The 12,485-nt window shown below is 66.1% G+C and carries 8 protein-coding genes; 1 reads left to right on the top strand and 7 read right to left on the bottom strand.

All coding sequences use genetic code 11. The features are described from left to right. Nucleotides 1–28: 28 nt before the first annotated feature. From AKJ09_RS08650 to AKJ09_RS08680, 7 genes are all read right to left on the bottom strand, one after another. Entirely contained in the window at nt 29–1,102 is a 1,074-nt protein-coding gene (locus AKJ09_RS08650; protein WP_146646716.1) for a metallophosphoesterase, read from the bottom strand. Between the two features lie 66 nt (nt 1,103–1,168). Further along, a complete protein-coding gene (locus tag AKJ09_RS08655) occupies nt 1,169–2,095 on the bottom strand; it encodes a DUF481 domain-containing protein (protein WP_169927390.1) in 927 nt (308 codons plus the stop codon). 65 nt (nt 2,096–2,160) lie between these two features. After that, nucleotides 2,161–2,712, bottom strand: a complete 552-nt coding sequence (locus AKJ09_RS08660) for an AgmX/PglI C-terminal domain-containing protein (protein ID WP_146646718.1) — start codon at nt 2,710–2,712, stop codon at nt 2,161–2,163. 31 nt (nt 2,713–2,743) lie between these two features. Beyond that, the gene (locus tag AKJ09_RS08665) at nt 2,744–7,018 is read right to left on the bottom strand and encodes a VIT domain-containing protein (RefSeq protein ID WP_146646719.1); all 4,275 of its coding nucleotides are present in this window, start codon (nt 7,016–7,018) and stop codon (nt 2,744–2,746) included. A 120-nt stretch (nt 7,019–7,138) separates the two neighbouring features. Further along, nucleotides 7,139–7,558 (bottom strand): hypothetical protein, encoded by a 420-nt coding sequence (locus AKJ09_RS08670; protein ID WP_205633644.1) that lies wholly within the window; start codon nt 7,556–7,558, stop codon nt 7,139–7,141. Further along, entirely contained in the window at nt 7,555–8,529 is a 975-nt protein-coding gene (locus AKJ09_RS08675; protein ID WP_146646721.1) for a hypothetical protein, read from the bottom strand. Before AKJ09_RS08675 ends, AKJ09_RS08670 begins: the two co-directional genes overlap by 4 nt. A 126-nt stretch (nt 8,530–8,655) precedes the next feature. After that, entirely contained in the window at nt 8,656–10,536 is a 1,881-nt protein-coding gene (locus AKJ09_RS08680) for a cytochrome c3 family protein (RefSeq protein ID WP_146646722.1), read from the bottom strand. A 206-nt stretch (nt 10,537–10,742) separates the two neighbouring features. Here AKJ09_RS08680 and AKJ09_RS08685 point away from each other — a divergent pair, with 206 nt between their 5' ends. Continuing rightward, nucleotides 10,743–12,458, top strand: coding sequence for a serine/threonine protein kinase (locus tag AKJ09_RS08685; protein WP_146646723.1), 1,716 nt, complete (start codon nt 10,743–10,745; stop codon nt 12,456–12,458). Nucleotides 12,459–12,485: the final 27 nt, after the last annotated feature.

The following is a 12,485-nucleotide window of genomic DNA, read 5'->3' on the forward strand; positions in this document are numbered from 1 at the left end:
GGCCGTTCGCGCCTATTTCTCCCTGCCGTCAGGGCTTGTTGATGACGTGCGTGAACTCGACGTTCGCGTTCTCGTCGACGAACTCCGCCGTGAGCTTCTTGCCCTCGATGACGACGTAGAGGAAGCCGAGCTCGAGCGACTGGAAGAGCGTCGGGTTGTTCCCCGGGAGCTCCGTGCTCTTCGCGCCAGCGCCGGAGACGGCGAGCTCGGTGCCCTTGCAGCTCACGTTCATCCACTGGCGGCTGTGATCGTGGCCGGAGAAGTAGAGATCGGTCTTGCCACAGACGACGTCGTCCATGAAGGACTTCACCTTGTTGCCGCTGACGTACGGAAGCGGAACGCCGTCGTAATTGCCCGCGTTGCCGTGCGTTCCGTTCGAGTAGTACGGGTGGTGGCCGACGGCGATCTTCCACGTGGCGGTCGATGCGGCCATCCACGCAGCGACGTCCGTGCGCTGCTGGGCATCCTGGCCAAACATCTGCTTGTTCGTGTCGAGCCCGAAGAACTCCACGTTCTCTTTGACGAAGTGGTAGTACGCCGACGGCATCTTCCACTTCTTCGACTTCTTCGTGTAGTCGACCTCGTTCTGGCCCTTGCCGAACTCGTAGCCCGCGCCCTCGCCGCCGTAGTCGTGGTTGCCGAGCACCGCGAAGAAGTCGAGATCGATGGCGGCGTACGGCGTCTCGAAGCGCTCCTGGAACACCGGGTCGTCGACCGAGCTGGCGCCGCTCTCGTAGATGTTGTCGCCGAGCAACATCACGAAGTCGCAACCGTCCGCCTTGCACTTGGCGGAGATGGCGTTGGCGATCTTGTACTGGCCGGGATCGCCGGAGCCGGTATCGCCCATCGCCACGAAGCGAACGGCCTTCGTCGCCGGTGGCGGCGTGCCTGCATCGTTGGACCCTGCCGGGGGAGGGGTGTTCTGTCCGGGCTTGGACGACGAGCTCGGAGTGGGCGACGGATCCGTCTTGGATGTTCCGCCGCCCGTGGTGTCACCTTGGGGACCACTGGCCGCACCTTCGCTGTCCCCACCGCAAGCGGCGAGGGCGAGGACGGCGGCCAGCACGGCCGAGGCAGACGAGACGAGCGGTCGGAGGGACATGCGGAACGGTTACGTCCACCCTCTGACACCGTCCAATCACGGCTGCGTCTCCGAACGCTGGCGCGCTCAGAAAAGTGTGTAGACCAGGTTCACAGAGGCGATGGAGTCGGATTGCTCCACTCCGGGGAGCGGCTGATTTTCGTAACGCAACGTATACGTGGTTGCCACCGCGAGGCTGTCCGAGACGTTCGACTTGAGCCCGATGTCGAAGATGATTCGATACTTATCCAAATCCGCAAAGTTTTGGAGGTATTCCACGCTCGAAACGAGGGCGACTTCCTTCCGGAGCTTGTTCTCGTAGCCGAGAAAGAGACGCGAGTTGTGGAGGGCCTGCGTCTTGGAGATCGGCGGCGGCGGCGGCGTGCCGGGCGGCGACCCCTCCGGAGGAGGCTGCTGGAGCGCCGAGCTGGCACGAATGTCGTATTGGAAGTCGTAACCGATTTCACCCTGGAGGCGGTGCGTCTTGGAGTTGATGAAGTAGTAGGCGACGCCGGGGTCGACGTTGAGACGGAGATCGAGTTCCTGGAAACGATCGCGACGTGCGGTGGTCTGCGCGAAGAGCGAAACGTCGTCGGAGAAGAAGAAGTCGTAGCGGGCGAGACCTTGGTAGTTCTCGACCGTCGTCTCCATCGGCTCGCCATGACTGCCGCCACGCGCGAAGTTCACCGCGCCGGCGACGCTGAGCTGATGCTCCTCACGACGAAAACGGAGCTTGGCTCCGCTGGTCACGGCGAAGGTTCGTGAGTTGCCGGCCGAGAAGAGTCCGCCGCCGGAGAGCGTGAAGTCGGAGGCGTGCGTCGGGTCGTCTTCCTTCGGCTTCGCGCTGACGACGTAACCGCCGGTGGCGATGTCGGTCGCGCCCTTCGTCGCCGTTTGCGGCTTGATGGTCTCGGCGGGTTCGGTCGGGGGCGCTACGCTTTGGGCGAGCGCGAAACTGGGCACCCCAAGAGCAAGGAGCCCACTGCAGAACGACGCTACGAGACGAAACGACATCGCGACACCTCCAAAACAGGAGCGCACGATGGCGGACCTAACCGCGGAAGGAAAGCAGAAGAACGTCAGTGCGGGGTCGGGAACTGGAGCGGGATCGTGATGGCCTTGCCCGAACACTTCGCGGCATCCGGAAGCGGCGTGGCCTTTACGACCTTGAGCATGCATTGTGCAACCGGATCAGGAAGCGTCTTCTCCGTGATCTTGGTCGACTTGATCTTCCCGAGCGTGTCGATGTCGACCGTGATCCGAACCTTGCCTTCGAGATTCGGGTTCTTCTTCTTGCCTTCGCGGTAGCACTCCTTGAGCTTCGGTCGTGCGCGCTGCTCGAAGTCGACACCGACGGGCGTGCATTCGTCTTTCGGCTCAGGAGCGGGCGCAGGCGTGCTCGATGCCGGTGCAGACGAAGGAGCCGCTCCACTGGACGGAGCCGTGGGCCCCGCGTCCGCGGTAGCTTGGAGAGCGGCCACGTCCGCGGGGTTGACCTCGGCGAAGGTCTCCGGTCCTGCATCCGCGGCCGACGGAGCCGACGCGGTGGTGTTCGCGCCACCACCACCGCATCCGACGATACAACCGAGAAGAGCGCCAACGAGAGCGAGTGTCACCAGCGGCTTGCGCATGCCCGCATGGTAACCGATCAGATCGCCGAGATCAGAGAGCAACGAACTTCGTGCTCGCCGGAATTTCGCCCTTCTTCGAGCTCACGCGGAAGGACTTTCCGTCCCACGCGAGGGTGATGACGCGATACGGCACCTTGCGCGCGAGGATCTCGCTCTTGTAGCGAATCGCGTTGCGCGCGCGGTCGGCGGAGTCGAGAGCGCCGAGGACGGCGAAGAGGCCGACCGCACCGGCGTCGGTGGCTTCACCGACGAGCTGCTCCTTCTTCTCGTCGAGCGCACCGAGGACGAGCTGCGCATCGAGGTCTTCCCATGTGAGCAGAGTCAGTGTGCCCGGCCCGCTGAAGAGCGAGAGCTCCTTCAGCTTGCGCGAGACAGCTTCCGGCGTCACCCCCGCCTCGGGATCGGGCTTCTCGAGGAGCGCGGCAAGCCGCGAAGCGGAGAGCAGACGCGCGAACATGCGCGGGTCGTTCGGACCGGGCGTCCCCTCGCCGCTGGCGATCTCGCGATCGATACGCAGTGCCTCGTCGACGCGACCGGCACCGGTGGCGGCGTTCGCGAGACGAAGCCATGCGAGAGGATTCTTGCCGTCGAGATCGGTGAGCGTCTTGTACTGACGATAGGCGGCGCCGTACCAACCCTGACGAAGGAAGATGTCGCCGAGCACTCGACGAGCATCGTGGCTCTGGCCGTCGAACTCGACGATCTCGGAGTACGTGCGTAGCGCTTCGTCCGCCTCGCCCGCTTCGGCGAGCACGTCGCCGAGCTGCTGCGCGAGCGTGGGCGTGAGGAAGCCGCGATCGCGCAAGCGGCGCCCGTGCGTGAGTGCCTCCTGGCGCTGCCCAGTCCGCGCGAGGAGCTTCACGAGCCGAACGTCTCCTTGCGGATCTCCGGGCGCCGCGAGCATCGCCGACTTGAGGCGAACGAGCTGCTTGTCGGTCTTGTCGATGTCGGCGAGCTCGCGATCGATCTTGATCCAGTCGATGCCGCCGTAGAGTGCGCGGGACACGGCAGCCGCGATGCGTACGTCGACGGTGCGCCTGAGGAGGTTCTTCGCGAGGAAGCGCTGGCCGTCGTGAAGACCTGCGAAATGAGCGAGGACGACGTCGGCCGCCTGCTCCGTGTCGATGCGTTGCTGGACGATGTCGAGGACCGCTGCCTCGTCACGCCAGTCGGGCAATTCGCACGCCGCGTAAGCCTGATCGTAGAGGCTCGCGAGCTCATTCGCATTCGACGTCTTCTTCGCGCGCTTCTGCCAGACGACGAGCTTCTCGGAGAGCGGCCGGCTCGCCACGTCGCTGCAGCGACCGAGCGCTCGCACGAAAGCTTGTTTCTGGGCTCGTTCGCTGATCGCCTGCGCCTTCTGCAGCGCCTTCGCATCGTCGGCAACCGGCCGCGGCACGGCATGCGCGGCGGATGCGTTCGCACGCGGAGCGATTGCCGCTTTGGGTGCATCGTTCTTGAACGCGGGCGACGGTACCGCCATGGGGACGGGGGCAGGTGCGCCCCCCATCCCACCTCCACCCGTTCGCCCCGTGGCGAGCGCCGTGGTGTCCTCGTCCTTTGTCACCGGTATGGCCGTCGCCGTCGCGGCGGCCTGCCCAACCACGGGAGGCGCCATCGGAGGGGGCGCTCCTTCGGACAGACTGATAGACGCGGCTTTGCTCTCTTCGCGGTCGCTCATCGCCGAGCGCTTGTCACACCCCATCGCCGAAGGCGGCGTGACGACGAGCCCGAGGCCGCGCATCAAGCGCTCTTCGTCGCCCGTCGATTCGATCGACGTGAGGCGAACACCGCGCACGCGCGAATGTTTGCGCATGATGCCCTGACGGGCGTAAGCGGCTTCGTCCTCGAGGGCGAGCGAGCTCGTGTACGGCGTCACGAGCCCGTACTCCACGCCGAGCTGGAGAATCTGTCCGCGATCCTCGTCACCGACGCCCCCCATGAGACGACGCACGTATTCGGCCGCCCAGAGGCGAGGCACGAGCGACGCGGTGAGCGACGTGGGATCGATTTTTACCTCGTATTTCTCGTCGAAATCCTTGCCGCCGACGCGCCCGTGGACGCCGACGACGTCGGGCAGAGGATGATGCGTGCGAGCGAGCAGCACGAGCTCTTCGCCACGCGAGAGCTTGCCGGTTGCCGAATAGAGCGGCTGGTCGAGTCCTGCGCCGAGGTCGATCGCGACGTCGGTGATGGTCGCCGTCTTGATGGCGCTGGTCAGGCGAAGAGCGTGGCCGGTGGTCTGCCCCGGCTCGTCGATCCGGACGTACTGACCGCCGCCGGCGCGCGTGAGCTGGGTGAGGAGCTCGTGGTGCGCATCGGCGCCGGTGCCGATGGCGAAGAATCGTGCACGCGACCCGGTGAGCGAACGACGAAGCCGCTCGAGCAACGCTTCGGCGGCGGTTTCACCCGAGGTCGGCGCGCCGTCACCCACGTAGACCAGCGCGGCCTGCTCTTTGCCGTGGAGGCGAGCGAGCGCGGGCTCGAACATCGCGCCGAGATCCGTCGCGCCGCCGATCGCGTGATCGCTCAGCGACTCGAGCGCCTTCGAGATGTCGCCTTCGGTCGCGGGCGCGAGTCCCTCTTTGGGATAGACGACGCGCGGCCCGACATCGAGCGCCACCAAGGCGAAGTGATCCTTGTCGGAGAGCGAACGGAGCGCCGCCTCGGCCGACGCGATACGGAGCTGGCGCGCGGATTCGTCACCACCGGCCGAGGTGTCCACCACGAACACCACGTCGGCATTCGCGGGCGGCTCGCGCGCGAAGTCGCGATCGGGGACGTACCGCAGCATGACGTAGTCGGCCTGATCAGCACCTGCCGAGAAGCGCCACGCGGCAACGGGAGGCTTCTTCTTCTTGCCAGCGAGCTCGAGCTGAAAGTCGGCGAGCGGTACGTATCCACTACGACGCATCGAAACGACGCGACCGGAGGGCTCCACCCGCGCGTCGAGCGACGAGGCCACGTCGATCTCCTGATCGGTGCCACCGATGTCGACCGAGAGCGCGAACTCGTCGAAGCGCACCGGATCGTCGGAACGGAGAGGATACACGTATCGCGTCTTGCCCGAAGCCATGGGCAGCATCTCGACATAGCGAAGGACGATGCGACGCGTGCCACTCGCCGGGATCGGAAACACACGCGCGCGATAGGTGCGCCCGTCGACCCATTCGAGCAATGCAGGGTCGTTCGCCTGACGGACCGCCGCTTCGTAGCGTGCGGCCGCCTCGCGCTTCTCGATGACCTCGCCTTCGACGAGCTGGCCGTTCGTCTCGAGTGCGAAGCCCGTGACCGTGGCCGTTGCCGGAACCGTGAACCAGTACCAACCTTCGATAGGCTGGCCGCCGGGATTCGAGAATGTCTGATCGACCTCGGTCTCGGCGATGCCGTCACGAATGACGGCGTGCACGACCTGTTTGGCGATGCCGAGCTTGCGCGCCGGAGCTCCGTTCGGGGCGGAAGGGTCGAGCCCATAGAGGCGCCCCGTTCCACTGCCGACCGCGCGTGACCCGCGCTGATCGCCCATACCGCCGGTCCAGTCTTGCCAGAAGGCAACGGGCACGAGCGTCGGCTTGCCTTCGGCCTTGGCGGTGCCTTGTTCGCCGGCGTTGATCTCGATCCGCCCGCCCGGAGAGGTGAGGACGGCGAGCCCTCGCGCCACGTAGACGACGAGATCTTTGCCGTCACGTCGCACGTCGATGCCCGCGTCCGACGCGGAGACCGTAGAGGCGCCGACCTTCACCTCGAGCGCCTCACCATCGACCTTCGGTGCATCGAGCCAGATCTCGCCCGAGTCCACGGAGACGCCGTGGTCGGAGAGCTGCAATGCGGTCTCGCCACGAAGGAAGATCGCCGCACCTTCGCCGGTTCGCACGAGCGCGCGCGCGCCTTTGGTGGTCTTCACCATGGCACCCGAGGCGAGCGGCGTTCCGGAGATCGCTTTGATCTCGCCCGCCGGGTCCGACACGCTGACTTCCCCCGCCGCGAGGTCGAGCCGCGCACCGAGCTTCAGCGCCTTCTTGGGTACGGGCGGCTTGAAGATCATCGCCGCGACGACCGACGACACGGCCACCGTCGCGAAGAGGCCGAAGAGAATGCCTCGAAGCGGAATGCGCTTTTCGGGCCTCGCGGGAGGCGGCGGCTCTGCGCCTTGCGGAACGCGATAGGGACCTTGCGTGAACGGCGCCTGGGGAGGAGGGAGCTCACCTCCTGCAGGAGGGCCCTGCTGCACGCGCCCAAAAGCATCGGGGTTTTCGGCACCGGCCGGAGCTGCCGGCGGATCTGCGGGAACGTTCGGATCGTTCATGGTCGCTCACCGGCGTACGCACGAAGTGACCGAAGGATCTCCGGCACCGCGCGCGCCCCCTCGTGCCGCCCTCCTTCGAACGTCGAGCGTACCGAACGAGCGAACCGAAAGGCCTATTTTTCAGCTCTCGTCGACGGGCGGTGGATTCGAGGCGGGAAGCGCCGCGGACGGAATCGACGCCGGCAGGGCCGCCGAAATCGGCGCGGAAATCGCCGAGGGAACGGAGGCAGGCCCGACCACGACCGACGGCACCGGATGCGGCCGCCCGCCCACGGACGTGGAGACTTCGACCGTCGGAGGAGGAGCGGTGGTCACACCGGGGACCCACGTATCCAGACCGAGCGGTGCAAAGACCTGACGCCCCGCCGACGAGAGCGGCTGGAGCTTGCTCGTGAGCTGGTCTTTGCGGAGATAGAGCTCCTCGCGACGCCCGCCGTCATTCTCCATCTTGAGCGAGAGCTCGAACTCGTTCGGGCTTCGCTTGGCGATCTCGCGAACGGTGGGGGCGAACATCGTGACGAGGCGCACGACGAACTTCACGACGAGCCCGTCTTCGAACACGGGCGCTCCGTCGAGGCTGACGGTGAGGAGTTGCTCTTTGTGCTCGGTGATCTCGCGCGCAGCGAGCGTGAGGGCCTGCCAGAGGCGCTCCATCGACGCGAGGTCTTCCGGGGCGAGCGTGCCGTTGATGGCGTCGGCCGCCTCCTTCCCCCGTTCTCGACGACGCCCGAGAGCCCTCCTTCACTACGACGAAGGCGGAACGAGAGCGCGTCTTTCTCGGTGAGCTTGCGGCGAAGCGTGAGCTCGAAGGCATCTTCCGAGAGGTCGAACTGCGTGATGATCCACTCGTCGACGTTGATCTGCTTCGGCGTGACCGTGCCGCGAAGCCAGCTCTTGTCGACGCCGACCATCAAGTCCAACCCCTGGAAGAACTCGGAGACCTTGCGCGGCGCGCTCCACGACGGCGCCTTGTGCGTGGTCAACGTGAAGGCCGTCTCGATGGCGTCGGGATTCTCGTAAACGGCACTCACCTGGTAGCGCGCGTCTTTCCCTTCGACGAGCAGACGCCCCGAGACGCGCGTGCGGAGCACGGGAAGACGAGCGACCTTGAGAAACCCCTCGAGCAGCGCGCGTTGCTCCGTGAGACTTCGCTCCGACTCGGTGCGCGCGTGCGCGGCTTCGCGTTCGTTCGAGGCAACGGCGTTTCGCTTGTGCTCCTCGACGTGACGCGAGGCGAAGCCGGCGACCTGCTGGGCGTACTCGAGCGCATGTGCATGTTGCACCTTTTGCGCCGTGTCGCGAACCGCGCGCATGACGACCGTGTGGAACTGGTCGAGCGCCTCGAGGCCTTTCATGCGTGTCTGGGCGATCTCCTCCGTCTGGCGCGTGAGCATGCGCGATTCGTGATCGAGCTGCACGATGCGTGTCGACGCCGTCATGAACGCCTCGAGCGTCGACAGGAAATTGTAGCCGAGGGAGAAGGGCGTCGAGTCGCCGTAGAGGAAGCGCATCGCGCCTAGAGCGTAACATGGCAGGGTCACCCCCTGGCCAAACGCACGGCATTTTTGGAGTGCACACCCTGTGCACGCAGCGGCCCCCCCTGACACGTCACCGCGTCACTTGGCGTACCACTTCACTTACGGAAACGCCGACCTCACCCACTCGGTACTTTTGGCCTGGATCACCGCCGGATCGGCATCGAGATCGAGTGGAGACTTGCTCCCAGCCATGGTCTCGAGGGCCCGTTTCGCGTAACCGCGAACGATAGGATACGGGTGCGTGAGCTGCGACGCGAGGAGCGGCACGGCAGAACGCGCGCGCGCCTCTCCGAGGAGCTGGAACGCCACCGCCTGCTCGTGCGGTTTTCCTCGTTCGGCGGTGGCCACGAGCACGTTCGCATCGAGTGAACCATAGAGCTTGCGCAGCGCGTCGCGGTCGTACGAGCGTTTCCACCACGTCTCCATCTTCGACACGAGCGACTCGACGGTGGCATCCGCGTGGCAGAGGGCACACTCGAGCGGCCGATCGAGCATCACGCGCGGCGGATCGGTGGGCGATCCGATGCGGTGATAGCGGGTCAGACGGCCATCGAGCGACAGGTTCTTCTGCGGCATGTGGCACGAGAGACAGCGCGAGCCTTCCCCCGTCGGCGCGTGATGCGTGTGCGCTCGGAGCGCTTCGGGCGCGGCATAGGCATCGTGGCACTTCGTGCACAAGCGATCCTGCGCTTCGCCTTGGAGCCCACGAAGACTCGCGGTGGCATCGGGTGCGTGAGGCGCATGGCATTCGGCGCACGACAACTTGGACGCGCACTTGCCGAGCAGCATGTCGCGCGCTTCGCCCGAGTTGATGTTGCTGCCGCCTGCCAGCCCGCGCCGCGTACCGCCTTCCCACGTGTGCTCGTAGCCCGAAAAGAGGACCTGATGGCAACGCGCGCAGGTTCGATTGATGCGCGCCGCGCGACCTTCCGCCGTGGAGGGATCGCGCGCTTCGCCGGGAAATCGCTGTTCGAAGAACGCGCTCTTCGGCTCGAACGACGGACGCACCTTGGGATTGCGAACGTGCTCCGCGGATCCGAGATGGCACGACTCGCAGCCGATGCCGAGCTCGACGAGGTGCTCACGATTGAACCGCGAACGCGTGACGGCGACCCCGTCGTTCAGCGACGGCGACGAACGCGGTGCCCCGAGACGCGCCAGCTCCTTTTCGAGGGCCGACGTGAGGCCCGGTGCGTCGGTGACGACCCACGATGCGCGCCGATTCTCGGGCAGAAGCTGGTCGACGACCTCGCCCTGATAGACCGGCGAAGCATGGCCTGCGAGCGCTCCCATCACCGTCGAGAGGAACGGTGGAGTGTTGTGACAGAAGATGCAGGTCTGATTCCAGACCGGCCCGGCACGGAGCCCCGGGCGCTCCTTCACCATGACCGAATAGCCCTTGTAGCGAAGCTGCTTCTCCCCGATGAGCCAGCTCACCGGAAGAATCAGCTCCTCGGGTGAATCGGTGGTGGGCTTGGCCGAAGGGTTCGCCGACGGCACGGCGATTCCAGCGTAATCCTCGCGGTAATGGCCGCCGATGACCTTGGTCACGCGATAGACCGCCGAGCCGAATTTTTTCGACGAGACGGTGACGAAACGGATGCCGCCTACCGTCTCGAGACGCGCCTCGTCTCCTTTGAAGTGGAAGGTCGTCCCGTCGAACGGACCTCGGACATCCGCCTGCGCCGGATCCCTCGTCATGTTGTGCATGGCGGAGCGCCGCCAGGTGCTCGCCACCGAGGCATGGCAGCTCTCGCACGCCTTGGATCCGGCATAGTCGGCGAAGAGAACGTTGCTTTGTACCTCGCCGGCCGGCCCCGCGGACGTCCGCGCACCTTCCGTGCCTCGCCGGGCGGCCGGAGTTCGAGCGGCCGATCCCGAGCAGCTGGCAAGGCAGGCAGCCAGCACCAGGACGAGAGCAAGAACGAGCCCGCTCGTGAGCTCTGCCCACGATCGGGCGCCGAATCCCCGAGACATCACGGAGAGCCACCCTAAAACGAGGGCCGTCGCCTTTGCACGCCCCCTTCGAAACCTCGGTCGAAATGCGGTCGAAACGCGGTCGAAACGCGGTCTGGACGCCGCAGTGCCAGTCGCCGTCCGGTCCCCCGTTCGAGGGGTGTCTCATTCCTTCGATAAGCCGAAGAGATTCTACGTTCGCCGAACGATCCAGGTATGCTTGATTCTCGATGATGGCGGCTGAACGTGGACCGCTGCGCGTCGTGGGACGCTACGCGCTCTACAACGAGATCGCGGCGGGCGGCATGGCCACCGTCCACATCGGTCGGTTGCTCGGTCCGGTCGGCTTCGCGCGCACGGTTGCCATCAAGCGCCTGCACCCGCAATTCGCAAAGGATCCCGAGTTCGTCTCGATGTTCCTCGACGAGGCGCGCCTCGCCGCCCGAGTCCAGCACCCGAACGTCGTCGCCACGATCGACGTCGTCGCGACGGACGGCGAGCTCTTTCTCATCATGGATTACGTCCGTGGTGAATCGCTCTCGCGCCTGATTCGCGCCGCGAAGAAGGCCGGCGAACGCATCCCACCGCGGATCGCCAACTCCATCGTCTGCGGATTCCTCCACGGCCTCCACGCGGCTCACGAAGCGAAGAACGAGCGCGGCGAGCCGATCAACCTGGTTCACCGCGACGTCTCCCCCCAGAACGTTCTCGTCGGTGCCGACGGCATCGCCCGCGTCCTCGACTTCGGCATCGCCAAGGCGGCTGGACGCATCCAGGTCACGCGCGACGGGCAGATCAAAGGCAAGCTCGCCTACATGCCGCCCGAGCAGCTCTCGGGCCGTGAGTTGACGCGCACCGTCGACATCTACGCGGCGGGCGTCGTCATGTGGGAAACGCTCACGGGAGAGCGTCTTTTCAAGGGCGAGACCGAAGGCGAAACGCTCGCCAAGATCCTGCGCGATCCCATCAACCCGCCGAGCGCCATCGTTCCCACGCTCCCCCGCACGTTCGACAACGTGCTCCTCAGGGCGCTCTCGCGCGAGTCGAGCAAGCGCCATGCGACCGCGCGCGAGCTCGCCCTCGAGCTCGAGAAGTGCGCCAGCATGGCCAGCCCAACGGAGGTCGGCGAGTGGGTCGAGGCGATGTGTGGCCCCGCGCTGAGCGCCCGCGAAGACCAGATTGCCGAGATCGAGAGCAACTCGGCCGGCATCCGTGTCTCGCCCTCGGGGCGGCCCGAGCCCGACACCCGAAGCGACTCGGACTTCTCCGCCATTCCGATTCAGAACAGCCCGCAGGGCACGCTGCTCGGCGTCGGACCTCCGAGCAGTGGCATTGCCGTCAGCAGCCGGCGCCAGATGCGAAGCGTGGCCGACATCATGCGCACCGAGCCGGACGGCGCGCCGCCGTTCGCGCCGGGTGAGCTGCCGCTTGGTGCCCTCCCGCGCGACGAATTCACGAATTCGAAGATGACGGGAACGGCGCTGTCGCTCCCCGTCGAACGTCGGCTGCCAATCCTCGCGAGCGCCGCAGGTGTTCTCGTGCTCCTCGTGATCGTGGGCCTCGTGATTGCAGGCAAGGCCTCGTCGAGCACGGCCACCACCGAGCCTTCAGGGCATGCGCCGAGTGCAAGCATGTCGTCGGCCGACGTGCCCCCGCCAACCACTCCGAGCGCCTCGGCCACGAGCGTCCTGCCCGCGGATCCGATCCCCCCCCCTGCGAGCCCGACGCCGCCCGTCGCCGAGCCGCCGAAAACGGCAGAGACGGCGCCGCCGAAGCCTCCGCCTACGGCACCGACGGTCACGCATCCACGGCCCAATCCGGCGCCGAAACCCACCGTGACGGCAACCGCAACAACGCCTCCGGCGCCGGCGCCGAAGAAGAATTGCGATCCGCCGTACACGATCGACGCGAACGGCCGAAAGAAATACAAGCTGGAATGCATGTGAGCTGAGCCCCGGTTCGGCTATGACCGC

Origin of the sequence: Labilithrix luteola (assembly GCF_001263205.1) — a bacterium.
GTDB lineage: Bacteria > Myxococcota_A > Polyangia > Polyangiales > Polyangiaceae > Labilithrix > Labilithrix luteola.

What these genes read in the sequence shown, in the direction of transcription:
- AKJ09_RS08650 (WP_146646716.1), bottom strand. Translation starts at nt 1,102, where the DNA reads ATGTCCCTCCGACCGCTCGTCTCGTCTGCCTCGGCCGTGCTGGCCGCC.
- AKJ09_RS08660 (WP_146646718.1), bottom strand. Translation starts at nt 2,712, where the DNA reads ATGCGCAAGCCGCTGGTGACACTCGCTCTCGTTGGCGCTCTTCTCGGT.
- AKJ09_RS08665 (WP_146646719.1), bottom strand. Translation starts at nt 7,018, where the DNA reads ATGAACGATCCGAACGTTCCCGCAGATCCGCCGGCAGCTCCGGCCGGT.
- AKJ09_RS08675 (WP_146646721.1), bottom strand. Translation starts at nt 8,529, where the DNA reads ATGCGCTTCCTCTACGGCGACTCGACGCCCTTCTCCCTCGGCTACAAT.
- AKJ09_RS08655 (WP_169927390.1), bottom strand. Translation starts at nt 2,095, where the DNA reads ATGTCGTTTCGTCTCGTAGCGTCGTTCTGCAGTGGGCTCCTTGCTCTT.
- AKJ09_RS08685 (WP_146646723.1), top strand. Translation starts at nt 10,743, where the DNA reads ATGATGGCGGCTGAACGTGGACCGCTGCGCGTCGTGGGACGCTACGCG.